The organism is Rathayibacter sp. AY1A4, assembly GCF_002930955.1.
Taxonomy (GTDB): domain Bacteria; phylum Actinomycetota; class Actinomycetes; order Actinomycetales; family Microbacteriaceae; genus Rathayibacter.
Window position 1 is genome coordinate 1 of sequence record NZ_PSTN01000022.1, and the last position, 23,727, is coordinate 23,727.

Genomic DNA, 23,727 nt, shown 5'->3' on the forward strand with positions numbered 1-23,727 from the left:
GAGCGGGGCGGAGACGGGGAGCGGGCGGGCACCGCCGGCCCCGCGCCCCGCCACCCGCGTCAGCCGATCGTCACGAGGGCGGCGAACAGCTCCGGCGCTCGGCGGTCGACGATCCGACCGCCGACGCGGATGCCCACCAGCGCGAAGACGGTGCCCAGCACGAGGGCGGCCGCCAGTCCGATCAGGCCGAAGGCCGGGTCGCCGCCGATGAGCGAGATCGCGCCGAGGACGATCGACGGGAGCGCCAGCAGACCGGTCGCGGCCATGCTCCCCAGCATCACGACGCTCGAGATCATCCCGGAGCCCGGCGGCGTCTTCAGCGGGCTGTCCCCCGGCCCGGGCACGGGGTAGACGACGAGCGACGAGGCGACGCTCGACACTCCGAACCCGCTGAGCACGAGGGCCAGCGCCATGCCCAGCACGGCCGGGATCGCGTCGGCGCGTCCCGCGTACAGCGCGGTGCCCACCGCCACGACGACGACCGCAGGGACGCCGATGATCGCGGCGGCGACGACGCGACCGGCGCGGTCGGCCGACCCCGTCACTCCGGAGCTGACGTGCGCCGCCCAGGCGGTGCCGTCGTACGACACGTCAGCGCAGAGGGTCACGCCGAAGATCAGCCCGACGAGCACGGCCGAGAGCAGCACGAAGGTGTCGCCGCCGCTGCCGATCGCGGAGTAGAACACGGCGAGGACGACGACGGCGGGGATGACGAGGAGCCCGCGGCTGTAGCGCGGGTCGCGCCACCAGTAGCCGAGGGCACGCGCGGCGACGGCGCCGGTCGGGGTGCCGGGGAAGCGCCCGAACAGGCCGAGGCCCGCGGATCCGGAGGCGGAGTGCGCGCCGGACGCGGCGGGCTCCGCGAGCGCGTGCCGCAGCGCCCGGGCCCACGCCCAGACGAGGACGGCCAGCGTCGCGAGCCCGATCAGCAGGCGCGCGATCGCCGCGACCCAGTCGCCCGAGACGACGGATCCGGGGACGGCCCAGATCGCGCCGAGCGGCGACCAGCCGAGGGCGCCCGCGATCACGGGCAGGACGTCCAGGCCGTCGCGGATCACGTTCGTCAGGCCGAAGAAGAGCGGTCCGAGCAGGATGACGACGACGAGCACGACGCCGCCGATCACCTCGCGGTAGCGGCGGCTCGAGCCCAGGCCCGTGGTGAGCGCGCCGATCAGGCGGGACGCGACCACGCAGGTCGCGACGCCGATCACCGCAGCGACGAGGCCGGGCAGGATGCCGATCGGACGGCTCCACCAGGCGGCGGCGGAGGCGAGCGCCCCGAGCGTGGTCACCACGCCGGGGATGCCCGCGAGGCCCGCGGCGGCGAGCCCGAGGAGGAGGGTCCGCAGCGGGATCGGGAACGTCGCGAGGGTGGGCAGGTCGAGGCTCTGGTCGGAGCCGGACAGGAAGATCGGCCCGAGCACCCAGCCGAGGATCAGAGCGGAGCCGCCGAGGACGATCGCGACGTTCGCGAACGCCGGGTCCGTGCCTCCGAGCGCGACCAGGCCGGCCGCGACCAGGCCGAGCACCGCGATCGCGTAGAGACCGCCGAGGATCACGCCGATCAGCTGCCACACGTTCCGCGTCAGCGAGTTGCGGAGCAGGAGCAGCCGCAGCCTCAGGAGATGCGCAACCATGCCGGTCCCTCCTGGTGGGTGCGGCCGCCGACCAGCTCGACGAAGCGCTCCTCGAGGCTGGAGCCGGCGCGGACCTCCTCGAGGGTGCCGGAGGCGAGCACGCGGCCGTCGGCGATGACGGCGACCCGGTCGCACATCCGCTCGACGAGGTCCATGGAGTGGGACGAGACGATGACCGTGCCGCCCGACGCGACGAAGCCGGTCAGGATGTCGCGGATGTTCGCCGCCGAGACCGGGTCGACCGACTCGAACGGCTCGTCGAGCACCAGGAGGCGCGGGGCGCGCACGAGCGCGCAGGCGAGCGCGATCTTCTTGGTCATGCCCGCGGAGTAGTCCACGACGAGCGTGCGGTCGGCCGGATCGAGGCCGAGCAGGGCGAGGAGGTCGTCGGTCCGCTCGACGACGACGGAGCGCTCGAGCCCGCAGAGCAGGCCGTAGTAGGTGACGAGCTGGAGACCGGTGAGGCGGTCGAACAGCTTGACGCCGTCGGCGAGGACGCCGATCAGCCGCTTCGCCTCGAGGGTGTCCTTCCAGACGTCGACCTCGTGGATCGTGACGACGCCGCTGTCGGGGCGGAGCAGGGCCGTGGCCATCGAGAGGGTCGTCGTCTTGCCCGCGCCGTTGGGGCCGACGAGCCCGAAGAAGGAGCCGGCGGGGACGTCGAGGTCGATGTCCTTCACGGCCTCCTTGTCGCCGAAGCGCTTGCGCAGGCCGCGGATCCGCAGAGCGACCTCGCCGTGGCGGCCGGAGGCCTCGGGGGCGGCCCACGCGGGGGTCGCGGAATCGGTGTGCGCGGAGTCGGTGTGCTCGGCAGCGGTGCCGTCGGCGGCGGTGCGCGCGGCGGGGCTCTCGGTGTCCGTGCCGTCCTGGGGAATGCCGGGGGGCGTCGTCCCGTCCATGTGTGTCCCTTCCGGGCCGCGGTGGGCGGCCGCTCCTCCACCCTAGGCAGGCGCTGCGGTCGGGGCATCCGTCCCGCGATGGAGTCGCGCGGCCCCGGCCCCTCGACGGGGCGGGGCGGGAGCACGGCCGCCTACGCTGGCCCCATGCCCACGCTCCTCCTCGTCCGGCACGGACGCACCACCGCGAACACCGCGGGGATCCTCGCCGGACGCACCGCCGGAGTGCGGCTCGACGACGTCGGACGCACGCAGGCGGCGCGCACCGGGGAGCGGCTGGCGGCGGTCGAGCTCGCGACCGTGGTGTCGAGCCCGCTCGAGCGGTGCCGGCAGACCACGCGCTTCGTCCTCGAGCGGCAGACGGGATCGCCGGCGACGGTGATCGACAAGGGCATCACCGAGTGCGACTACGGCGACTGGTCGGGGCGCTCGCTGCGGGATCTCGCGACGGAGCCGCTCTGGGCGACGGTGCAGAACCAGCCCTCCGCGGTGGTGTTCCCCGGCGGCGAGGGGATGCTCGCGATGCAGGCCCGGGCCGTGTCGGCGATCCGCCGGCACGACGCGGCGGTGGCGGAGGAGCACGGGTCCGGCGCGGTGTGGGCGGCGGTCAGCCACGGCGACACGATCAAGGCGATCCTCGCGGACGCGCTCGGCATGCACCTCGACCTGTTCCAGAGGCTCAGCGTCGGACCGGCGTCGGTGTCGATCATCCGCTACGGCGCGGGGCGGCCCGAGGTCGTCGCGATGAACACGGACGCCGGGGACCTGGGCTGGCTGCGGAAGGCGGCCCCTGTGGCGGACGCCGCCGTGGGGGGCGGGGCGGGGCACGAGTAGGCGCGGTTCGGGAGGGCCGCTTCAGGGCTCGATCGAGCGGCAGGGACGCGGGTGCTCGGCGGCGGTGGATCTCGATGCGCCCGCTCCGCGGAGGGCTCGGTCCGCAGAAGAGACGGCTGCTCGATCAGCAGGCCGCCCGAGCCCGACGCGCGCAGCCACCGCGGAGGCGGGCGCTCGTAGACTGGGGGCATGCCTCCGATCGTGCACGGATTCGACTGGCCCGATCGCGTCGTCGTGGGGACCGTCGGCTCACCCGGCTCGCGCTCCTTCTACCTCCAGGCCAAGACCGGGCCCCGCGTGGTCAGCGTCGGCCTCGAGAAGCAGCAGTCGGCCCTCCTCGCCGAGAAGATCGACGAGATCCTCGACCAGCTGATGACCGCCCAGGGCAACCCGGTCAGCGTCCCCGCCGGCACTCCCCCGGAGCTCGTCGACAACGACCCCCTCGACCAGCCCGTGGAGCCCGAGTTCCGCGTCGGCGGTCTCAGCCTCGGCTGGGACCCGTCCACCGCGCAGATCGTGATCGAGGCCTACCCGCTGACCGAGGCGGAGGACGACTCCGAGGAGGAGCCCGAGCCCACCGAGATGCTGCAGGTGAAGATCCCGGTCGGCACGGCGCGCGCCTTCGCGAAGCGCACCCTCGAGGTCGTCGGCGCCGGACGTCCGCTCTGCCCCCGCTGCGGCGAGCCGATGGATCCCGACGGGCACGACTGCCCGCTCGCATGAGCGACCCGGGCGGGCTCGACGGCGAGCTGGAGCTGGCCGGCCGGATCACGATCGCCTCGAACGCGACGTTCCTCGCGCAGCTCGGCGAGACGTCCGTCGTCTACAAGCCGATCTCGGGCGAGAAGCCGCTGTGGGACTTCCCGGACGGCGTGCTCGCGGGCCGCGAGGTCGCCGCGTACCTCGTCTCGGAGGCGCTCGGCTGGAACGTGGTGCCGCGCACGTGGCTCCGCGACGGTCCGCTCGGGCCGGGCATGGTCCAGCTCTGGCAGGACATCGATCCGGACCAGGACGCGGTCGACCTGGTGCCCGCCGACGCCGTGCCCGACGGATGGCGGCACGTCCTCGACGGCAGCGACGAGGAGGACCGCGACATCTCCCTCGTGCACGAGGACTCGACGGCGCTGCGCCGGATGGCCGTGTTCGACGTGGTCGCCAACAACGCGGACAGGAAGGGCGGGCACGTGCTCGCGCTGCCCGACGGCCACCGCTACGGGGTCGACCACGGCCTCACCTTCCACTCCGAGCACAAGCTGCGCACGGTCCTCTGGGGCTGGATCGGCGAACCGCTGCTCGAGGAGGAGCTGACGGCGCTGGCGCTCCTGCGCGCGCAGATCGACGGACCGCTCGGCGAGGCGCTCTCGGAGCTGCTCACCGAGGACGAGGTCGCCGCGTTCGCCAAGCGCTGCGAGCGGCTCGGCTCCTTCGGCCGCTTCCCGGGCCCGCGGGGCGGGATGCCCGCGGTGCCCTGGCCGCTGTTCTGAGCCGGGCGCGGTCGGAACTCGGGACGAACGCCTCCGGAGCGGCGGAGACGCTCTGATCCTCAGGCGCGGGAGCAGGTCCCTCCTGCATCCTGAACGGCTCAGAAGCTCCAGCCGCGGCCGAACAGCTCCTCGCCCGGCGTCCCGCCGCCTCCCGGACCCGCGCCGCGAGCGCCGAGGTAGGAGGAGACGACGGCCGCTCCCAGGTCCTCCGCCTCCGGGTTCACCACCGAGCCGCCGACCCGGCGGGCGAGCGAGTCGATGAAGCGCGCGAGGCCCGGGTCGTCACCCAGGCGGAAGAACGTGGTGTGCGCGCCGAGGCGGAGCGACGCGTCGAGCTCGCGGACCGAGACGGCGACCGTCAGCGGGTCCGGCGGGTAGTCGAAGAAGACGCCGCCGTCGGGCTCGAGGTGCGCGGTCGGCTCGCCGTCGGTGACGATGAGCAGCACCGGCTGCGCGTTCGGGTGCTTGCGGAAGTGCCGGTTGGCCAGCAGCAGCGCGTGGTGCAGGTTCGTGCCCTTGTCCCACTCCGCGTCCAGGCCCACCAGCTGCTCGACGTCCATCACCTCGGCGCGTCGGCCGAAGGCGACGAGCTGCAGCGCGTCTCCGCGGAACCGGCTGCTGATCAGGGTGTGCAGGGCGAGCGCGGTGCGCTTCATCGGCACCCAGCGGCCGTCCATCGCCATCGAGAACGACGTGTCGACGAGGAGCGCGACACAGGCCTGCGTGCGCGCCTCCGTCTCCTGCACCTCGACGTCGTCGATCAGGATGCGCACCCCCGAACCGACCGGTCGGCCCTCGCCGGCGCTGCGGGTGAGGGCGTTGGTCACCGTACGGGGGATGTCCCAGGCCTCGGTGTCGCCGAACTCCCACGAGCGCGTCGCTCCGGAGCGCTCGCCGGCCGCGCCCGCGCGCCGGACGTCGCGGGCGCCCTGACGGCCGGAGACGGTCTCGGCGATGTCGCGCAGGAGCGCCTTCCCGAGCTGGCGCATGGCTTTCGGGCTGAGGGCGAGGCGGCCGTCGGAGCCGCGGCGCAAAGTCCCGGAGTCGCGCAGGGCCCGCTCCAGGCGCTTCAGCGTCTGCGCGTCGACGGAGGCGTCCTCGCCGAGCCGCTTCGCCAGCAGGTCGAGGTCGAGGTCGTCGAGGGAGGAGCGGTCCGTCTGCGCGAGCTGGTCGGCGAGGGCGTCGAGGTCGGCCAGCTCCTGGAACACGCCCGTCCCGTCGCCGAGGCCGAGACCCTGCTCGCCGTCCATCCGCTCGGAGCCGCCCCAGTCCTCGCCGGGACGGAGCCCCCGCAGGGTCTCGTCGAGGCGGCCGAGGGACTGCATGAGCTCCGGCGTGCCGAAGGCTTCCTGGGCGAGCGCGTCGAGCTCGGCGCGCTGCTCTGCGGTCATCGAGTTGCGCATCCGCTGGGCCGCGGCCGCGCGGGCGGCGAGCGCGTCGATCAGCTCGTCCACCGACTCCGGTCCCTCGGGGAAGTACTCGCCGTGCTGCTCCATGAAGGCGTCGAACTGCTCGGGCGTGTCCTCCCCGCGCGCGTGCGCCTCGAGCAGCTCGTTCAGGTCGCGGAGCATCGCGTCGATCGCGGCGCGGTCCTCGTCGCTCGCGTTCTCGAGGGCCTGCTTCATCCCCTCGAAGCGCTGATCGAGCATCTCGCGGCCCAGGAGCTCGCGGATCCGCTCGAAGTCGGCGCGCGCCTCGGGGCTCTGCCAGCGGTAGTCGCGGAGCTCCGAGACGGCCGCGGCCGGTGAGGGCGGGAGGCTGTCGAGCTGGATCTCGGCGAGCGCGCGGTCGCCGTCGTCAATCTGCGTGTCGCGGGCGAGCTGCTTGCGCTCGGCGAGGACGGCCCTGTCGAGGAGCTCGCGGATCTCGCGGAGCGTGCCGTCGAGGTTGTTCCTCTGCGTGAGCTCGCGACGCCGCTCGGCGACGCGGGCGGCCAGGTCGTCCAGGCCCTCGCGGTCGCGGGTGCCCCGGCGGAGGAACTCGCGCAGGGCGCGCTCGGGCGAGGTGCCGCCCATCACGTCCTCGCCGATCGCGTCGAGGGCCTCCTTCAGGTCGACCGGAGGAGCGAGCGGATCGGGTCCCCCGTCGTACTTCGCGTAGCGCGCGTCGCGCTTCAGCCGCCGGTTGCCGCGCGGAGCATCAGCCATAGACGGCCTCGCCCCCGCCCGTCTCCTTGCTCAGCTTGCGCGAGAGGTAGAGGCCCTCGAGGGCGAGCTCGACCGCTCCGGCGCGGCGCCCCTCCCCCACGGCGTCGAGGCGCTCGGCGACCTCGTCGTACACGCGGGCCTCGCCCAGCAGCGGCAGGCCGGCCAGGAACTCGCGGGCGGTCACCTGCTCGCCGGTCGTGATCATCGCGCCGTTCTCGACCGCCTCGACGAGCGGCCCGAGGTCGACGCCGCGCAGGTGGGCGCGGACGGTCTCGGCGGTGGCCTGGCGGAGCAGGTGGTCGAGGATCTCGTCCTCGCGGCCCTCCTCCCCCGACTCGAACTCGATCTTGCCGCCGAGCACGTCGACGGCGGTCTCGAGGTCGATGGGGCGGGCGACCGCCTCCTCCTCGCCGCGGCGGGTTGCGCGGTGCAGGGCGGCGGCGGCGATGGTCTCGGCGCCGGCGATGGCGAAGCGGGCGCTGACACCGCTGCGCTGGTCGACGGAGCTCGACTCGCGCAGGGCCCGCGTGAAGCGGGCGAGGATCTCGATGAGCGCGTCGGGCACGGTCGCGACGAGGTCCGCCTCCTGCCGGATGACGGCGACCTCGTCGACGAGGGCGGTCGGGTAGTGGGTGCGGATCTCGGCGCCGAAGCGGTCCTTCAGCGGCGTGATGATCCGGCCGCGGTTCGTGTAGTCCTCCGGGTTCGCGCTCGCGACGACGAGGACGTCGAGGGGGAGGCGGAGGACGTAGCCGCGGATCTGGATGTCGCGCTCCTCCATCACGTTGAGCATGGCGACCTGGATCCGCTCGGCGAGGTCCGGCAGCTCGTTGATCGCGACGATGCCGCGGTGGCTGCGCGGGATGAGGCCGAAGTGGATGGTCTCCGGGTCGCCCAGGCTGCGGCCCTCGGCCACCTTCATCGGGTCGACGTCGCCGATGAGGTCGGCGACGCTGGTGTCGGGGGTGGCCAGCTTCTCGACGTAGCGCTCCTCGCGGGGCTTCCACGCGACGGGCAGGTCCTCGCCCAGCTCCTCCGCTCGGCGACGGCTCTCCGTGGTGATCGGCTCGTAGGGGTGCTCGCCGAGCTCGGACCCCTCGATGACGGGCGTCCACTCGTCGAGCAGGCCGACGAGGGTGCGCAGGAGGCGGGTCTTGCCCTGGCCGCGCTCGCCCAGCAGGACGATGTCGTGGCCGGCGATGACGGCGCGCTCGACCTGCGGGATGACCGTCTCGGCGAAGCCGTGCAGGCCCGGCCAGGGGTCGCGGCCCTCGCGCAGGGCGTCGAGCAGGTTGTCGCGGATCTCGGTGCGGAGGCTCTTCTGCACGTGTCCGGAGGCACGGAGCTGGCCGAGGGTCTGGGTCGTCGGGCGCATCACCTCGGCAACGCTACGCCGCAGGTCCGACACGTGGTGGAGGTGCGGCGGATTCCCGGCGCGGGCTTGCGCGGGGGGCGCTTCGAGACACCGCTGCGCTCGAGGGACACCGCTGCTGAGGCGGTGTCCCGGCGGGCAGCGCGGCGCCTCGGCGGTGCGGGCGGGCGCGGCGCCGCGGACGGCTCAGCGCTCGAGGCGCGGGGCGGCGGCGAGCAGGCGGCGCGTGTACTCCTCCTGCGGCGCGGCGAGGAGCGACGCGGCCGGCCCCGCCTCGACGATCCGACCCTCGCGCATCACGGCGATGCGATCGCTCATGTGGGCGATCACGCCGAGGTCGTGCGAGATGAGGAGGAGGGCGAGGCCGTGACGGCGCTGCAGGTCGTCGAGCAGGTCGAGGATCTGCGCCTGCACCGACACGTCGAGGGCCGAGACGGGCTCGTCGCAGATCAGCACGTCGGGGCGCGTCGCCAGCGCCCGGGCGATCGAGACGCGCTGGCGCTGACCGCCGGAGAGGGTCCGCGGCGAGCGCCGCTCCAGGGCGGGGTCGAGCCCCACGCTCTCGAGCAGCGCGGGCACGGAGGCTGCGCCGGCGTCGCGGAGGAGGCGGCCGACGCTCCAGCGCGGGTCGAACGAGGAGAGGCTGTCCTGGTAGACGGCGCCGATCCGCGGGCGGCGGGGACGGCGGGAGCGCTCGGTCGCTGCCGACCACGGCTCGCCGAACAGCTCGACGGCGCCCCCGTCCGGACGCCGCAGCGCCAGCACGAGCCGGGCCACCGTGCTCTTGCCCGACCCGGACTCGCCGACGAGCCCCACGGTCTCGCCGCGCCGCAGCCGGAGGTCGACGTCGTCGACCGCGACCCGCACTCCTCCGCCGGGCAGCGGGAAGCGGGCGGCGAGACCGCGGGCCGCGACCACGACCTCGCCGGGGGTCTCGGGCGGGGTCGCCGGTGCGGTCGGGTCGGTGAGCCGGGAGCCGCGCGGGCGCCCGGCGGGGACGGCGGCCACGAGCGCGCGGGCCTCGGGGCTGCGGGGCGCGCGCAGCACCTCGGCCGCGGTCCCCTCCTCCACCACGCGGCCGTCGGCGAGCACGAGGATGCGGTCGGCGAGGCCCGCCACCACCGCGAGGTCGTGCGAGACCAGGACGAGCGCCCGGCCGCGCGCCTTCTGCTCGGCGAAGAGCTCGAGCACGCGGGCCTGGACGGTCACGTCGAGCGCGGTGGTCGGCTCGTCGGCGACGAGCAGCGGCGGATCGAGCGCCACGGCCGCCGCGAGGAGGGCGCGCTGGCGGAGCCCGCCGGAGAGGTCGCCGGAGCGCTCCCGCATCCGCTCGGCCGGCTCCGGCATGCCGACGCTCGCCAGTGCCTCGACCGTCCGCTGCGCGCGCTCGGCCGCGGGGAGGCGGCCGTGGAGGCGGAGCACATCGCCGATCTCGCGGCCGATCGGGCGCAGCGGGTCGAGCGAGAGCAGCGCGTCCTGCGGGACGAAGCCGACGGATCCGCCGCGCAGCCGCCGCAGCTCCCACTCGCCCGCTCCGACCACCTCGGTCCCGCCGACGCGGACGCTCCCGGTCACGGCGCCTCCGCTCAGCCCCAGCAGCGCTCGCGCGGTGACGCTCTTGCCCGACCCGGACTCGCCGACGATCGCGACGCACTCCCCCGGCTCCACGCGGAACGAGACCCCGTGCACCACCTCGACTCCGTCGAAGGCGACCCGGAGCCCCTCGACGACGACCGCGCTCACCGCGCACCCCGCAGACGCCCGCCGAGGACCGTCGTCGCGATCGTGGTCAGCACGATCGCCAGCCCCGGGAACACGGTCAGCCACCACGCGCTCGCGAGGTAGGTGCGGCCCGCCGAGAGCATCGCGCCCCACTCCGGCGCGGGCGGCTCGGCGCCCAGGCCCAGGTAGCTGAGGGCCGAGGCCCAGACGATCGCCTGGCCGACGCCGAGGGTCGCCAGCACGGCGAGCGGCCCGAAGGTGTTGGGGAGGACGTGCCGGACGAGGATGCGGACGGGTCCGTGCCCCAGCACGCGCGTCGCCTCGACGTAGCCGGAGTCGCGGATGCCGAGCAGCTGCGTGCGCAGGATGCGGGCGTACCCCGGCGCGGTCGAGAGGCCGACCGCGATGGTGGCGGGGACGACTCCGGGACCCGTGACCACGATCACGAGCAGCGCGAGCAGGAGCGCGGGGAAGGCGAAGAGCACCTCGAGCACGCGGCCGATCACGCCGTCGACGACGCGGCCGCCGAACGCCGCGACCACCCCGAGCACCGCGCCGAGGACGAGGCCGATCGCGGTGGCGCTGGCGCCGATCAGGAGGGATGCGCCGGCCCCCGCGATGAGGCGGCTGAGGACGTCGCGACCGGACTCGTCGGTGCCGAGCAGGTGCGCGGCACCCGGTGGGGTGAAGGCGTCGCGCGGGGCGACGGCGAGCGGATCGGAGGGGGCGAGCAGGCCGGGCGCGACGGCGGCGAGCAGGAGCAGCACGACGAAGAACGCGGCCAGCACCTCGCCGGCGCGGAGGCGGGAGGGACCCCGGCGGAGCGGGCGGGCGGCGCGCAGCTCGAGCTCGCTCACGCGACCGCCTCCCGCCGGGCCAGCCGCGGGTCGATCACGCGGGTCAGCAGATCGGTGGCGAGGGTCACGACGATGTACGCCAGCGCCGTGACCAGCACGACACCCGTCACCACCGGCACGTCACGGACGGTCACCGCCGCGAGCAGAGTCCGGCCGAGCCCCGGCCTCGCGAAGATCGTCTCGACCACCACGGCCCCGCCGATCAGGTAGCCGAACGCCCAGCCCGAGAGCGAGACCCCTGGCAGCACCGCGTGGCGCAGCGCGTGGCGGGCGCGGACGCCGAGCTCGCCCTCGCCGCGCGCCCGAGCGGCGAGCACGAACGGCGACTCCAGCGCGTCGAGGAGGGAGCGGCGCATCACCTGGCCGAGGAAGCCCGCCAGCGGGATCGCGAGGGTGAGCGTCGGCAGCACCAGCCCGGCGGGCGACCCGGTGCTGACCGGGGGCAGCCAGCGCAGCGCGGTCGCGAAGACGGCGATCAGCACGGTCGCCAGCCAGAAGTGCGGGAGCGCGGCTGCCGTGAGCTCGAGGCCGGACCCGACCGCGGCGGCGAGGCGGCCACCCCGGGTCGACCAGAGGGCGGTCGCGAGCGCCAGGATCCACGCGGCGGTGAGCGCGAGCACGGCGAGCAGGAGGGTGCCGGGCAACTGCTCGCCGAGGATCTGCGCGACGGGAGTGCGCAGGGAGTAGGAGGTGCCGAGGTCGCCGCGCGCGAGCCTGCCGAGCTGCACCAGGTACTGCACGAGGAGCGGCTGGTCGAGGCCGTACTGCTCCCGCACCGCGGCGAGCGCCTCGGGCGACGCCTGCGAGCCCGGACCGCCGAGGATCGCCTGCGCCGGATCGCCGGGGACGAGGCGGATGAGGACGAAGACGGCGGTCGCGACGGCCCACAGCACCACGAGGGCGCCACCGAGGCGGAGGAGCACGCGACGGATCATGCGGGCGGGCGTCCTCTCTGGTCAGGGCGGTGGAGGGGGGGCGTCGTCGAGGTCCGCTCCCTCCGGAGCACGCGATGCGCGACCGACGGCGGCTACTCGACCAGCATGGAGGACGGACCCCTGCTGATCGAGCAGCCCGCGGAGCGGGCGCATCGAGATCCGCCCATCCCGATCGCGGGGTCTCGATGCGCCACCGCGGCGACTACTCGACCGGCACGCGTCCGCTCATCGATCGGTGCAGGCGGCTCGCCGGGGCCGGGTCAGACCCAGGCGTCGGCGAACCAGGGGGTCGACACGGTGTCGAGGGCGACGAGGCCCTGGACGGCCGCCCGGTGCAGGTAGTGGTTCTGCTGGTCGTAGAGCGGCAGGATCCAGTAGCCCTCGAGGACGATCCGCTGCGCCTGCTCGTACAGGTCGGCGCGGGCGTCCTCGTCGGTCGTGGCGCTCGCCTGCTCGAGAAGCGAGTCGAGCGCGGGGTCGGCGATCTGCGCGTGGTTGGCGAAGTAGCCGCTCGGCGCGGGGGTGATGCCCGAGGAGGAGTAGAGGATCCGCAGCACGTCGGGTCCGACCTTCGTGTACGGGGCGCTCACCAGCTCGTACTCGTTCGACGCGAGGGCGGTGTACCAGCTCGACAGGTCGAGCAGGCTGATCCGCACGTCGAAGCCGAGGGTCTTCGCCGAGGCCTGGATCTGCTCGAACAGCGACTGCTCGGCCGGGATCGACTGGTTGGTGCTGACGGGGAATCGCAGCGTCAGCGGCGTGCCGTCCTTCTCGCGGATGCCGTCGCCGTCCGAGTCCACCCAGCCGGCCTTCTCGAGCAGGTCCTCGGCGGCGGCCGTCTCGGAGTCGGACCCGGCGTCCTCGAAGAGCGACGGGTCGGAGTACGCGGTCGCCTCGCGGCTGGACAGCGGGGAGTAGGAGCGCTCGGCGGTGCCGAAGAAGAGGGAGTCGATCGCGTCGTTCACGCCGACGCCGCGGACGAACGCCTCGCGGACGGACTCGTCGTCGAACGGCGCCTGCCCGGAGTTGAGCTCGAGGCGGTTGACCGAGCCGGGCCGGGGCGCGTCGAGCTCGACGAGGTCGGTGGCTCCGGTCGCGGCCTTCAGTGTGTCGGGCTGGGCGTTGTCGAGCACGTCGACCTCGCCCGACTGCAGCGCCGCGTAGCGGGTGGCGGAGTCGGGGATGAAGCGCCAGGTGATGCTCGCCAGGTGCGCGGGGCCCTCGTGGCCGTCCCCGGTCGGGCCGGTCGACGCGTCGTAGGCCTCGTTGCGGGTGAGGGTCACGTGGTCCTGCTTGACCCACTCCGAGACGGTGAAGGGGCCGGTGCCGACGGGCGCCTCGCAGTTCGCCTCCTCGCCGCGGGCGATGCCGGCGGGCGACTCGATCGCGGTCCACGGCTGCGCGAGCGACTCGAGCAGCGCACTGTCCGGCGCGGTCAGGGTGAAGCGGGCGACGGTCGGCGAGACCGCGGTGACGGAGGCGACCTTCGCCACGGCGAGGTAGCCGGTGGAGGACTTGGTCGCCGGGTCCTGCAGGTGCGCGATGTTCGCGGCGACCGCCTCCGCGTCGAGGGCGGTGCCGTCGGTGAAGGTCGCGCCCTCGCGCAGGGTGAAGTCGTAGCTGAGCGCGTCGTCCGAGACGGTCCACGACTCGGCCAGCCACGGCGTGATGGTGCCGTCGGCGTCGCGCGAGACGAGCGACTCGAGCACCTGTGTCGCGAGGAGCGCCTGCGGGTAGTTGCCGCCGACGTGCGGGTCGAGGCAGGTGGGCTCGGCGTCGCCGGACGCGTAGGTGAGGGTCCCGCCGTCGACGGGGCTGCTGGAGGCGTCGGGCGTCTCGGCGGTGCAGCCGCTGAGCAGGAGCGCGGCGGCCGCGACGGCGGCGGGGAGGGCGAGGAGGCGGGAGCGCAGCGGCATGACGTCTTTCGTGGAGGGGTCGGGGGTGCACGCGTTTCTTGGACGCGACCCAGGAAACGCTAGCAGGGCGTGGCGGCGGCGGGCGGGGATCGCTCGGATCCGTGGAGGAGCGCCCGGATCCCGCGCTGGGGAGGGACGAATCGCGCTGGCGGAGATCCCCGACGCGCCTGTCGGTGGGGATCGGCCTCCACTCTCCTACTGTCGACGCATGACCTCCGCCGTGCTCGCCCTCCTGTTCGGCTCCGCCGTCGCCCTCGTGGGCCTCGTGCCCTGGGCCGCCCTGCAGTACCGGCGCCGCGGCGTCCTCGGGATCGGCAACGCGGTGGTGGCCTTCGCCGCCGTGGTCTACGCGCTCGCCCTCGTCACCTACACGCTCCTCCCCCTGCCCGACGAGGCGACGGTCGCCGCCGCCTGCCGCACCGGATCGGGTCCGCAGCTGCGCCTGTTCGCCTTCGTCGGCGACATCGCGAAGGAGGGCGGGATCGACGGGCCCCGCGCGCTGCTGACGAACCCCGCGTCCGCGCAGGTGCTCCTGAACGTGGTCTTCTTCGTCCCCCTCGGGATGCTCGTCCGCCACCTCGCTCTGCGCGGGCGCCTCGTCGCCGGGATGATCGGCGGCACCGCCGTCGGCTTCGCCGTCTCGCTCCTCATCGAGGTCACGCAGCTCACGGGCGACTGGTTCCTCTACCCGTGCGCCTACCGGCTCTTCGACGTCGACGACCTGCTGGCCAACACGGCCGGCGCCCTGCTCGGCACCCTCCTCTCCCCCGTCCTCCTCCTCTTCACCCGCCGGACCGAGGGCGCGGTGCCGGAGCTGGCCCGCCCGGTCACGATCCGCCGCCGCGCCTTCGGCATGTTCTGCGACGTGCTCGCGCTGAGCCTCATCACGGGCGCGCTCGTCTCGATCACCGGGGTCGGCCTCGTGCTCGCGGGGGTGGACACGCGCTCGAGCCCCGGGGACGTGGTTCTCGGAGCCCTGCCGTTCGTCGCTCCGCTGCTCCAGCTGGTGATCGTGCTGCGGTCCGGGCGGACCCTCGGCGAGACGGTGGTGCGCCTGCGTCCCGAGCCGCGACCGCTCCTCTGGCAGCGGCTCGTGCGCTGGGCGGCGGGATCGGGCGGCTGGTCGACCCTGCTCGCCGTCGAGGGCGGGTTCTGGTCGCTGCTCGCCTTCGTCCTCGCGGCGGCCGCGATGATCGGCCTGGTCGCGACGCGGGGCCGCCGGGGGACGGCGAACGCGCTGGCTCGCCTCGACGTCGTGGACGAGCGGGCGGAGGCGCCGTCCGCCGTCCGGAAGACGGACTGAGAGGAGCCTGCCGGACGCCTGGGCCGGCCGGTGGTCAGACCGCCGCGCGGAGCCCCTCGACAAGGTCGTGCTGCGCCTCGCGGCCGGCCCGCGTGGGCACGAGCGGGTATACGTGGACCTGCCCGACGGCCTCGTGGAGCTCGAACGGGACCGCGGCGGCCGCCGCCCGCTCGGCCAGCACGTGGGCGTCCGGATTGAGGACGTCACGCGTGCCGGTGAAGACGGTGAGCGGACCGAAGCCCGCCAGGTCTCCGAACAGCGGGCTGACCACGGGATCGAGCAGGTCGAGGGAGCCGCGCCAGCTCTCGGCGAGGACGCGACCGCCCGGCGTGCCGAGCCACGGATCCGCCGGCTGCACCTCGGGGATGTGCGGGTTGCTCCAGGAGAGGTCGAGTGCGGGCGAGACGAGGGTCGTGCACGGCAGGACCACCCCCTCGTCGCGCAGGGCGAGGGCCGTCGAGAGGGCGATCTGGCCGCCCGCAGAGTCGCCGGCGAGGCAGGTCGCCCCGTGCCGCTCAAGACTCCGCAGCACCAGGGCGCGGACACCGTCGCGCGCCTCGAGCGCCGTGCCGAAGGGCACGAGCGGGTAGATCGGGAGGGTCACCGCGACGGAGGCCTCGTCGGCGATGCGGGCGGCGAGCCACCAGTGCTGGGGCGCGATCTCGTTCACCCAGCCGCCGCCGTGGACGTAGACGACGCCGCCGCGGATCACCCGCGGGCGGATCGTGTAGACCGGCCAGGAGCCGACCTGCTCCACGTCGACGCGCACGCCGGGCCGGAGGCGGGGCGGCGGGCCGTAGGAGGCGGGACGGAGCGCGCGCTCCCGGATGCGGCGACGGGCTCCCTCCGCGCTGACGAAGGTGCGGTTCGCACGGGCGAGCCGGAGCGCGAGCGGGACGAGGGCATCGGGGACGACGAGCGGCATCGCCCGAGCATCGCGCACCCCGGTGCGCAGCGGCTGGGCGGCGACGGGCTGCGCGGCTGCGGACTCTGCGGCGACGGCCTCGGCAGCCACCGACGCGGCGGCCACGGACTCCGCCGCTGATCCGCGGAGGTCGGAGGACGCGGCGCGGGCTCCGCGGGCGGAGCGTCGGCACCCGCGGACGCGGCGTCGGACCGCGGACGACGCCCGGGCACCCCGCGCACAGCACGACGGCCCGGCCCGTGGAGGGAGCCGGGCCGGGGCCGCCGGTCAGCGTGGTGCCTGCACGCCCGCGGAGCGCGGGTCGGCAGCGACCTCGCTGTCGCCGTGCGCTGCGGGTCAGCGGCGCGCGGCGGAGCGGCCGGCGAAGCGGGTGTAGACGAGCAGGACGATGATCGCTCCGATGATCGAGCCGATGATGCCGGCGGGCTGGAAGAAGCCGTCCATCGGGTCGTGCTGGAAGATCAGGAACCCGAGGAAGCCGCCGACGAACGAGCCGACGATGCCGAGCACGATGGTCATGCCGATGCTGATGCTCTGCTTCCCGGGGACGATGAGCCGGGCCAGCGCTCCTGCGATGAGTCCGACGACGATGAGGCTGATGATGAGACCGAGCATGGCGGTCGTCCTTCCGTTGTGCGGGCGGGGGCCCGCTGATCGGTTCCGCGGTTGCGGGACCGGTGGCTACGCAACCACCCCGGAGGAGGCGGCGGTACACCCCTGGGGGTGTGCTCGCCCCGACGAGCCGTGCGGTAGCGTCCGACCATGACCCGCCGTGCGCCCCTCACCGTCGCGCTCGTCGACGACTACGACGTCGTCCTCACGGGCCTCGCGCACATGTTCGACCACTACCGCGACCGGGTGGTCGTCGCCGAGATCGACGCGAACGCCTCCCTCTCCGACCGGATCGACGTCGTCCTCTACGACTCGTTCGCCCAGCCGGAGTCGGACCACCACGAGATCGCGGAGCTGGTGCGCAACGAGCGGGCCGAGCACGTGGTCGTCTACACCTGGAACTTCGCGTCGACGCTCATCGCGGACGCCCTCGAGCAGGGCGTCCACGGCTACCTCTCCAAGACCCTGCCGGCGCGGGAGCTGGTGGCCGCGCTCGAGCGGGTGGCCGCGGGCGAGGTCGTCGTCAGCGATCCTCCGCGGCGGGCGGGCAGCGCTCCGGGCCTCGACTGGCCGGGCCGCCACGAGGGCATCACCGACCGGGAGTCGGAGATCCTCGCGCTCATCACGCAGGGCAAGAGCAACGCCGACGTCGCCGCCCTCACCTACCTCAGCCCCAACACGGTGAAGTCCTACATCCGCAGCGTCTACGGCAAGATCGGCGCGACCAGCCGCACGCAGGCCGTCCTCTGGGGCGTCGACCACGGCTTCACCCCCGACCACCACCGCATCGACCACTGGCTCGGCGGCCCCTGACCCAAGCCCGCGGGACGCCACTCCGGGACGCGCCGCGCCGACGAACGCGCACCCGGGAGGCGTCTCGCGGGAGGGGGGGGCGGGGGCGCCCGCACCGCTACGGTGTGGCCATGCCCCTCGACCGCGCGCCGACCATCCGCGACGTCGCGGTGCGGGCCGGAGTGTCGTACCAGACGGTCTCGCGCGTGCTCAACGACAGCCCCCAGCTGCGGCCGCGCACCCGGGAGCGCGTGCTCGCCGCGATCGAGGACCTCGGCTTCCGCCCCAGCGCCGCCGCTCGCGCCCTGGCGACGAGCCGCTCCGGCCTGATCGGGATCCTCGCCGCCGAGAGCCACAGCTTCTACGGCACCGCCACCGCGATGGCCGCGATCGAGCAGGCGGCGCGCGACGCGGGCTACCGGGTCCCGGTCGTGAACGCGGCGCCGGACGCGGAGTCGCTGGCCGACGGCCTCGCCCACCTGCAGCGGGAGTCGGTGGAGGCGATCGTGGTCCTCGCCCCGCAGGAGCGCGCGCTGGAGGCGATCGAGAGCCTCGCGATCGGCGTCCCGTCGGTGACGCTCGGCGCGACGGACCGCGGAGCCGACTCCCTGCTCCTCGTCGACCAGGCGGCCGGAGCACGACTGGCGACCGAGCACCTCGTCGGCCTCGGCCACACCCGCATCGCGCACCTCGCCGGTCCGCAGCACTGGGTGGAGGCGCAGGCGCGGCTCGAGGGCTTCGCCGCCGGGATGAGCGCGGCCGGCCTCGACCCCGTCGCCGTCGTGGAGGGCGACTGGAGCGCCGAGTCCGGCTACCGCGCCGGCCTCCGCCTCCTCGGAGCCGCACTTCTGCCGACCGCGGTGTTCGCCGGCAACGACCAGATGGCCCTCGGACTCCTGCACGCCTGCACCGAGCGGAGACTGCGCGTGCCCGAGGACCTCAGCGTCGTCGGCTTCGACGACGTGCCCGAGGCGGCGCACTACCAGCCGCCGCTGACCACCATCCGCCAGGACTTCGCGGAGGTCGGCCGCCGCACGATCGGGGTCGTGCTCGCGGAGCTGCGAGGCGAGGAGCCCGCCGTCGACCGCCCGGTGCCGCCGGTGCTGGTGGAGCGGGCGTCGACGGCTCAGGCCTGAGCAGCACCGGCCCCCGCTTCACCCCGCGTGCGGCAGCAGCACCTCCACGCGCCCCTCGCGCACCCGCGTCTCGAACCGCGGCTGCGGCGAGGTGGCCGGCCCCCGCAGCACCTCGCCGGTCTCGAGCGAGAAGGCGCTGCCGTGCCACGGGCAGGCGACGCACGCCTCCCCCGAGCCGTCCGCCGAGACCTCGCCCTCGTCGAGCGGGCCCGAGAGGTGGCTGCAGACGTTCGAGAGCACGTCGATCCGCTCGCCCCGCCGGAAGGCGAGCAGGGGGAGGCCCGCGACCTCCCTCCTCACCGGCGTGCGCTCCGGCAGGTCCGCCAGGGCGCCGAGCTCCTGCCAGCCCGAGGGGAAGCGGTGCGGCACGTCCTCCGCGTGGTTCGCCCCCGCCGCCTGCCGGTAGCTGAGGTGGCCGCCCAGGTAGCCGCCGCCCGAGACGACGGCGAGCCCGAGCATCCCGAGCACCTTCCCGCTCGTGGTGCGCCCGCGGCGGCGCTGCACCCACGACGCGGCGTAGAGGCCCGTCGCGACCACGTTGGCCGCCGAGTGCACCAGCCCGACGCGGGTCTGCTGCTCGTGCAGCTCCGACCAGTCGGTGAAGCCGGAGGCGGCGGTCGGCAGGACGCTGATCACGCCGACGCCGACGAGGGTCCGCGCCGCCCGCTGGTTCCCCGGCAGCAGGTCGAGCACCGCCGCCGACACCCAGGCGCCGGTGGGCACGAGGACGAGCAGCGGATGGACGGGGTGGCCGACCGGGACGCCGTGCAGCACGTCCCGCACCGGCTGCGGCCGGACCACCGCGTTCACGGCCCGCTTCACCCGGCCGACGAGCGGATCGAGGGCGGCGGCGTTCTCGAGGCGGGTGACGAGTCTGACGAGTCTGATCTCACGCATGCCTCATGCGACCAAGCGGGGGGCCCCGGCGGAAGGGGCTTGCGGCGGAGGAGGAGCAGTCGGACCCCGCCGGCGGGCCCCTCGCTTGCCGACCCCGAGCCGTTTCGCCTACGCTGACCCGGGGCTTTGTGAACGGTCACATCGCCCGAGCGAGGAGCATGATGGACCAGCGCAGGCCCACCCCCGCCGACGTGATCACGAGCGGCGCCACCGCCCTCGGCATCGAGCTCGGCTCCACCCGGATCAAGGCGTGCCTGGTCGACGCGGCCGACCCGTCCGTGGTCCTCGCGGTCGGCAGCCACGAGTGGGAGAACCAGTTCGTCGACCGCCGCTGGACCTACTCCCTCGACGCCGTCCACGCGGGCCTCCAGGCCGCCTACGCGGACCTCGTCGCCGACGCCTCGTCGCGCCACGGCGTGCAGCTCTCCTCCGTCGGGGCGCTCGGCGTCTCGGCGATGATGCACGGCTACCTCCCCTTCGATGCGGACGGCGGGCTGCTCGTCCCCTTCCGCACCTGGCGCAACACCAGCACCGGGCCCGCGTCGGCCGAGCTCACCGAGCTGTTCGGCGCCAACATCCCGCTGCGCTGGTCGCTCGCGCACCTGCACCAGGCGGTCCTCGACTCCGAGCCGCACGTCGAGCGGATCGACTTCCTCACCACCCTCGCCGGCTACGTGCACTGGCGCCTCACCGGCGAGAAGGTCCTCGGAGTCGGCGACGCCTCCGGCATGGTCCCGACCGACCCGGCGACCCGCGACTACGACCAGCGTGTCGTCGACCTCTACGACGAGCGCGCGGCCGGCGCCGTGAAGCCCCTGCGCGAGCTGCTGCCCGCCGTGCTCCCCGCGGGCGCCGACGCCGGCTCGCTCACCGCCGAGGGCGCGCTCCTGCTCGACCCCACCGGCGCCCTCCGGCCCGGCGCCCCCGCCTGCCCGCCCGAGGGCGACGCCGGCACCGGCATGGTGGCGACCAACTCCGTCGCCCCGCGCACCGGCAACGTCAGCGCCGGCACCAGCATCTTCGCCATGGTCGTCCTCGAGGGCCCCTTGGAGAGCGTCCACCACGAGCTCGACCTCGTCGCGACCCCCGCCGGCGACCTCGTCGCGATGGTCCACTGCAACAACGGAGCCAGCGAGCTCGCCGGCTGGGTCGGCCTGTTCTCGCGGTTCGCCGCCGCGTCCGGCGGACCCTCCGACAGCGACGCCGTCTACGGCACCCTCTTCGCCGAGGCGCTCGAGGGCGAGGCGGACGCGGGCGGACTGCTCGCCTACAACCACCTCGCGGGCGAGCCGATCGCCGGCCTGGTCGAGGGCCGCCCGCTCGTCGTGCGCACCCCCGACTCGCGCCTCACGCTCGCCAACTTCATGCGCGCGCAGCTCTACGGCGTGTTCGGCACGCTGGCTCTGGGCATGCGCGTCCTCGCGGGCGAGGGCGTCCGGATCGACGAGATGTTCGCGCACGGAGGCATGTTCCGCACCGCCGGGGTCGCCCAGCGCTTCCTCGCCGGCGCGCTCGACGCCCCCGTCTCGGTCGCCGCGACCGCCTCCGAGGGCGGCCCGTGGGGCATGGCGGTGCTCGCCGCCTACCGCCTGCAGAGCGGAGTCGCGCTCGACGCGTACCTCACCGATCAGGTCTTCGGCGACTCCGGCTTCGAGACCGTCGCCCCCGACGCGGACGACGTCGCCGGCTTCTCCGCCTACCTCGAGCGCTACCGCACCGGCCTCGCCGTCGAGCAGACCGCCGTCGAGACCCTCACCGACCCGCAGAACCAGGGAGCCACCGCATGACCACCCAGACCCCCGCCGTCGAGGAGGCGATCGCCCGCGTCCGCGAGGACGTCGCGCGGCTGCACTCCGAGCTCGTCCGCTACGGCCTCGTCATCTGGACCGGCGGCAACATCTCGGGCCGCGTGCCCGGCGCCGACCTCTTCGTGATCAAGCCCAGCGGCGTCTCCTACGACGACCTCGCGCCCGAGAACATGATCCTCTGCGACCTCGACGGGAACGTCGTCCCCGGCACCCCCGGCAGCGACCGCAGCCCCTCCAGCGACACCGCGGCGCACGCCTACGTGTACCGCGAGATGCCCGAGGTCGGCGGAGTCGTGCACACGCACTCCACCTACGCGACCGCGTGGGCGGCCCGCGCCGAGTCGATCCCCTGCGTCATCACCGCGATGGCCGACGAGTTCGGCGGGGAGATCCCCATCGGCCCGTTCGCGATCATCGGCGACGACTCCATCGGCCGCGGCATCGTCGCGACCCTCAGCGGGCACCGCTCGCGGGCGGTCCTGATGCAGAACCACGGCGTCTTCACCATCGGCAAGGACGCGAAGGACGCCGTCAAGGCGGCCGTCATGGCCGAGGACGTCGCCCGCACCGTGCACCTCGCGCGCCAGGGCGGCGAGCTCGTCCCCATCCCGCAGGAGTCGATCGACGCCCTGTTCGACCGCTACCAGAACGTCTACGGACAGAACCCCACCGGAGCCATCGCATGAGCGTGTACCAGAGCATCATCCCCGACCTCGCCACCCGCACCGTCTGGTTCCTGACCGGCAGCCAGGACCTCTACGGCGAGGACACCCTCCGCCAGGTCGCCGAGCAGTCGCAGGCCGTCGTCGCGCAGCTGAACGAGGCGGGCGCGATCCCCGTGACCGTCGAGTGGAAGCCGGTGCTGAAGAGCTCCGACGCCATCCGCCGCACCATGATCGAGGCGAACTCCGACGACTCCGTGGTGGGCGTCATCACCTGGATGCACACCTTCAGCCCCTCGAAGATGTGGATCCACGGCTTCGACGCGCTCGCCAAGCCGCTGCTGCACTTCCACACCCAGGCGAACGTCGCCCTGCCGTGGCAGGACATCGACTTCGACTTCATGAACCTCAACCAGGCCGCGCACGGCGACCGCGAGCACGGCTACATCCTCAGCCGGATGAGCGTGCCCCGGAAGACCGTCGTCGGCCACGCGAGCGACGCCCGCGTCACCGAGGCCATCGGCACCTGGTCGCGCGCGGCCGCCGGCTGGTCCGCCTCGCAGAGCATGAAGGTCGCCCGCTTCGGCGACAACATGCGCAACGTCGCCGTCACCGAGGGCGACAAGACCGAGGCCGAGATCCGCCTCGGCGTCAGCGTCAACACCTGGGGCGTGAACGAGCTCGTCGAGCGCGTCGACGCCGCCACCTCCGAGCAGATCGACGCCCTCGTCGCCGAGTACCTCGAGAGCTACGACGTGGTCCCCGAGCTGCTCCCCGGCGGCGAGCGCCACGAGTCGCTCCGCTACGGCGCCGCGGTCGAGATCGGCCTGCGCTCGTTCCTGGAGGAGGGCGGCTTCGAGGCGTTCACCGACAGCTTCGAGGACCTCGGCGGGCTCCGCCAGCTCCCCGGACTCGCCGTGCAGCGCCTCATGGCCGACGGCTACGGCTTCGGCGGCGAGGGCGACTGGAAGACGGCCGTCCTCATCCGCATCGCCGCCGTCATGGGCGCCGGCCTCCCCGGCGGCACCAGCCTGATGGAGGACTACACCTACGACATGACGCCCGGCGAGGAGCTCATCCTCGGCGCGCACATGCTCGAGGTGTCGCCGTCCCTGTCGTCGAAGCGCGCCTCGCTCGAGATCCACCCGCTGGGCATCGGCGGCCGCGAGGACCCGGTGCGCCTGGTCTTCACCGCCGATGCCGGCGACGCGGTCGTGGTCGCGCTGAGCGACGTGCGCGAGCGCTTCCGCCTGGTCGCGAACAAGGTCCAGAACGTCGAGCCGCCCCAGACGCTGCCGCACCTGCCCGTCGGCCGCGCCGTCTGGCAGCCCGCCCCGGACTTCGGCACCAGCGCCGCCGCCTGGATCACCGCCGGTGCCGCGCACCACACGGTGATGACGACGCAGATCGGCCTGGAGGCGTGGGAGGACTTCGCCCGCGTCGCCGGCGTCGAGCTCCTCGTGATCGACGAGTCGACCACCCTCCGCGGCTTCGAGTCCGACATCCGCTCGAACGCGGCGTACTACCGCCTCTCCCAGGGCCTGTAGATCCTGCGAGGCCGGACGGCCGGCTCCCTGCGGGGGGTCGGCCGTTCCGTCGTTCCCGGCGAGCCGCCGGGTCGAGGCGGAGAGCCAGCCGCCGAGACCGACCTGGATCGCGTCGGCGATCGAGGGCGGATCGCCCGCTCCGGCCCGTTCGGCGCCCGCTGCAGCGTCCCTTCCTCGGTTGCGGACGCACTCGCAGCACGACGGAGGCCGGGAGGCCCGGACGGCCCTCGCGGGCAGTCGGTCCT

20 protein-coding genes are annotated in these 23,727 nt (G+C 74.3%); 9 read left to right on the plus strand and 11 right to left on the minus strand.

Features of this window, described 5'->3' with window-relative positions:
- Window positions 1–59: 59 nt before the first annotated feature.
- Both C5B92_RS12840 and C5B92_RS12845 read right to left on the minus strand, forming a co-directional pair.
- Window positions 60–1,637 (minus strand): transporter, encoded by a 1,578-nt coding sequence (locus C5B92_RS12840; RefSeq protein ID WP_104350458.1) that lies wholly within the window; start codon window positions 1,635–1,637, stop codon window positions 60–62.
- A complete protein-coding gene (locus C5B92_RS12845) occupies window positions 1,619–2,536 on the minus strand; it encodes an ABC transporter ATP-binding protein (RefSeq protein WP_104225053.1) in 918 nt (305 codons plus the stop codon). Before C5B92_RS12845 ends, C5B92_RS12840 begins: the two co-directional genes overlap by 19 nt.
- Window positions 2,537–2,680: 144 nt before the next feature.
- Between C5B92_RS12845 and C5B92_RS12850 the strand changes: the two genes are divergently transcribed.
- From C5B92_RS12850 to C5B92_RS12860, 3 genes are all read left to right on the plus strand, one after another.
- Window positions 2,681–3,367, plus strand: a complete 687-nt coding sequence (locus C5B92_RS12850; protein ID WP_104350459.1) for a histidine phosphatase family protein — start codon at window positions 2,681–2,683, stop codon at window positions 3,365–3,367.
- 189 nt (window positions 3,368–3,556) lie between these two features.
- Window positions 3,557–4,090 (plus strand): DUF3090 domain-containing protein, encoded by a 534-nt coding sequence (locus C5B92_RS12855; protein ID WP_104225051.1) that lies wholly within the window; start codon window positions 3,557–3,559, stop codon window positions 4,088–4,090.
- The gene (locus C5B92_RS12860) at window positions 4,087–4,851 is read left to right on the plus strand and encodes an SCO1664 family protein (protein WP_104226043.1); all 765 of its coding nucleotides are present in this window, start codon (window positions 4,087–4,089) and stop codon (window positions 4,849–4,851) included. The genes C5B92_RS12855 and C5B92_RS12860 overlap by 4 nt, the downstream gene beginning before the upstream one ends.
- A 98-nt stretch (window positions 4,852–4,949) precedes the next feature.
- On the opposite strand, the gene C5B92_RS12865 is transcribed toward C5B92_RS12860, so the two are convergent.
- From C5B92_RS12865 to C5B92_RS12890, 6 genes are all read right to left on the minus strand, one after another.
- Entirely contained in the window at window positions 4,950–6,998 is a 2,049-nt protein-coding gene (locus C5B92_RS12865) for a VWA domain-containing protein (RefSeq protein ID WP_104350460.1), read from the minus strand.
- Window positions 6,991–8,373 (minus strand): magnesium chelatase, encoded by a 1,383-nt coding sequence (locus tag C5B92_RS12870; RefSeq protein ID WP_104262318.1) that lies wholly within the window; start codon window positions 8,371–8,373, stop codon window positions 6,991–6,993. The genes C5B92_RS12865 and C5B92_RS12870 overlap by 8 nt, the downstream gene beginning before the upstream one ends.
- 183 nt (window positions 8,374–8,556) lie before the next feature.
- Complete coding sequence (locus C5B92_RS12875; protein WP_104350461.1) at window positions 8,557–10,113, minus strand: ABC transporter ATP-binding protein; 1,557 nt, start codon at window positions 10,111–10,113, stop codon at window positions 8,557–8,559.
- Window positions 10,110–10,949: an ABC transporter permease gene (locus C5B92_RS12880; RefSeq protein WP_104350462.1), complete on the minus strand. Its 840-nt coding sequence runs from the start codon at window positions 10,947–10,949 to the stop codon at window positions 10,110–10,112. The genes C5B92_RS12875 and C5B92_RS12880 overlap by 4 nt, the downstream gene beginning before the upstream one ends.
- Window positions 10,946–11,884 (minus strand): ABC transporter permease, encoded by a 939-nt coding sequence (locus C5B92_RS12885; RefSeq protein WP_104225045.1) that lies wholly within the window; start codon window positions 11,882–11,884, stop codon window positions 10,946–10,948. Before C5B92_RS12885 ends, C5B92_RS12880 begins: the two co-directional genes overlap by 4 nt.
- Before the next feature lie 260 nt (window positions 11,885–12,144).
- Window positions 12,145–13,800 carry an ABC transporter substrate-binding protein gene (locus C5B92_RS12890; RefSeq protein WP_104350463.1) on the minus strand — a complete coding sequence of 552 codons (1,656 nt, stop codon included), beginning with the start codon at window positions 13,798–13,800 and terminating at the stop codon, window positions 12,145–12,147.
- Window positions 13,801–14,008: 208 nt separating this feature from the next.
- Here C5B92_RS12890 and C5B92_RS12895 point away from each other — a divergent pair, with 208 nt between their 5' ends.
- Window positions 14,009–15,103: a VanZ family protein gene (locus C5B92_RS12895; RefSeq protein ID WP_181028826.1), complete on the plus strand. Its 1,095-nt coding sequence runs from the start codon at window positions 14,009–14,011 to the stop codon at window positions 15,101–15,103.
- A gap of 34 nt (window positions 15,104–15,137) precedes the next feature.
- On the opposite strand, the gene C5B92_RS12900 is transcribed toward C5B92_RS12895, so the two are convergent.
- Both C5B92_RS12900 and C5B92_RS12905 read right to left on the minus strand, forming a co-directional pair.
- Window positions 15,138–16,133, minus strand: coding sequence for an alpha/beta hydrolase (locus tag C5B92_RS12900; protein WP_258061430.1), 996 nt, complete (start codon window positions 16,131–16,133; stop codon window positions 15,138–15,140).
- 231 nt (window positions 16,134–16,364) lie between these two features.
- Window positions 16,365–16,643, minus strand: coding sequence for a GlsB/YeaQ/YmgE family stress response membrane protein (locus tag C5B92_RS12905; RefSeq protein WP_104225042.1), 279 nt, complete (start codon window positions 16,641–16,643; stop codon window positions 16,365–16,367).
- 147 nt (window positions 16,644–16,790) lie between these two features.
- Here C5B92_RS12905 and C5B92_RS12910 point away from each other — a divergent pair, with 147 nt between their 5' ends.
- Window positions 16,791–17,453, plus strand: coding sequence for a response regulator transcription factor (locus C5B92_RS12910; protein ID WP_104350465.1), 663 nt, complete (start codon window positions 16,791–16,793; stop codon window positions 17,451–17,453).
- Window positions 17,454–17,563: 110 nt separating this feature from the next.
- Window positions 17,564–18,568, plus strand: coding sequence for a LacI family DNA-binding transcriptional regulator (locus C5B92_RS12915; protein WP_104350473.1), 1,005 nt, complete (start codon window positions 17,564–17,566; stop codon window positions 18,566–18,568).
- 18 nt (window positions 18,569–18,586) lie between these two features.
- Here the strand turns inward: C5B92_RS12915 and C5B92_RS12920 are convergent, their stop codons facing one another.
- Window positions 18,587–19,465, minus strand: coding sequence for a Rieske 2Fe-2S domain-containing protein (locus C5B92_RS12920; RefSeq protein ID WP_104226053.1), 879 nt, complete (start codon window positions 19,463–19,465; stop codon window positions 18,587–18,589).
- Window positions 19,466–19,626: 161 nt separating this feature from the next.
- On the opposite strand from C5B92_RS12920, the gene C5B92_RS12925 reads away from it, so the two are divergent.
- The 3 genes from C5B92_RS12925 to araA are packed head-to-tail and all read left to right on the plus strand — an operon-like array spanning window position 19,627 to window position 23,482.
- Window positions 19,627–21,252: a xylulokinase gene (locus C5B92_RS12925; RefSeq protein ID WP_104350466.1), complete on the plus strand. Its 1,626-nt coding sequence runs from the start codon at window positions 19,627–19,629 to the stop codon at window positions 21,250–21,252.
- Complete coding sequence (locus C5B92_RS12930) at window positions 21,249–21,959, plus strand: L-ribulose-5-phosphate 4-epimerase (protein ID WP_104224687.1); 711 nt, start codon at window positions 21,249–21,251, stop codon at window positions 21,957–21,959. The genes C5B92_RS12925 and C5B92_RS12930 overlap by 4 nt, the downstream gene beginning before the upstream one ends.
- The gene (araA, locus tag C5B92_RS12935; protein ID WP_104350467.1) at window positions 21,956–23,482 is read left to right on the plus strand and encodes an L-arabinose isomerase; all 1,527 of its coding nucleotides are present in this window, start codon (window positions 21,956–21,958) and stop codon (window positions 23,480–23,482) included. The genes C5B92_RS12930 and araA overlap by 4 nt, the downstream gene beginning before the upstream one ends.
- Window positions 23,483–23,727: the final 245 nt, after the last annotated feature.

Bases quoted from the DNA above. Each gene is read 5' to 3' on its own strand.
- C5B92_RS12840 (WP_104350458.1), bottom strand. From the start codon at position 1,637: ATGGTTGCGCATCTCCTGAGGCTGCGGCTGCTCCTGCTCCGCAACTCG.
- C5B92_RS12845 (WP_104225053.1), bottom strand. From the start codon at position 2,536: ATGGACGGGACGACGCCCCCCGGCATTCCCCAGGACGGCACGGACACC.
- C5B92_RS12850 (WP_104350459.1), top strand. From the start codon at position 2,681: ATGCCCACGCTCCTCCTCGTCCGGCACGGACGCACCACCGCGAACACC.
- C5B92_RS12855 (WP_104225051.1), top strand. From the start codon at position 3,557: ATGCCTCCGATCGTGCACGGATTCGACTGGCCCGATCGCGTCGTCGTG.
- C5B92_RS12860 (WP_104226043.1), top strand. From the start codon at position 4,087: ATGAGCGACCCGGGCGGGCTCGACGGCGAGCTGGAGCTGGCCGGCCGG.
- C5B92_RS12865 (WP_104350460.1), bottom strand. From the start codon at position 6,998: ATGGCTGATGCTCCGCGCGGCAACCGGCGGCTGAAGCGCGACGCGCGC.
- C5B92_RS12870 (WP_104262318.1), bottom strand. From the start codon at position 8,373: ATGCGCCCGACGACCCAGACCCTCGGCCAGCTCCGTGCCTCCGGACAC.
- C5B92_RS12885 (WP_104225045.1), bottom strand. From the start codon at position 11,884: ATGATCCGTCGCGTGCTCCTCCGCCTCGGTGGCGCCCTCGTGGTGCTG.
- C5B92_RS12890 (WP_104350463.1), bottom strand. From the start codon at position 13,800: ATGCCGCTGCGCTCCCGCCTCCTCGCCCTCCCCGCCGCCGTCGCGGCC.
- C5B92_RS12895 (WP_181028826.1), top strand. From the start codon at position 14,009: ATGACCTCCGCCGTGCTCGCCCTCCTGTTCGGCTCCGCCGTCGCCCTC.
- C5B92_RS12905 (WP_104225042.1), bottom strand. From the start codon at position 16,643: ATGCTCGGTCTCATCATCAGCCTCATCGTCGTCGGACTCATCGCAGGA.
- C5B92_RS12910 (WP_104350465.1), top strand. From the start codon at position 16,791: ATGACCCGCCGTGCGCCCCTCACCGTCGCGCTCGTCGACGACTACGAC.
- C5B92_RS12915 (WP_104350473.1), top strand. From the start codon at position 17,564: ATGCCCCTCGACCGCGCGCCGACCATCCGCGACGTCGCGGTGCGGGCC.
- C5B92_RS12920 (WP_104226053.1), bottom strand. From the start codon at position 19,465: ATGCGTGAGATCAGACTCGTCAGACTCGTCACCCGCCTCGAGAACGCC.
- C5B92_RS12925 (WP_104350466.1), top strand. From the start codon at position 19,627: ATGGACCAGCGCAGGCCCACCCCCGCCGACGTGATCACGAGCGGCGCC.
- C5B92_RS12930 (WP_104224687.1), top strand. From the start codon at position 21,249: ATGACCACCCAGACCCCCGCCGTCGAGGAGGCGATCGCCCGCGTCCGC.
- araA (WP_104350467.1), top strand. From the start codon at position 21,956: ATGAGCGTGTACCAGAGCATCATCCCCGACCTCGCCACCCGCACCGTC.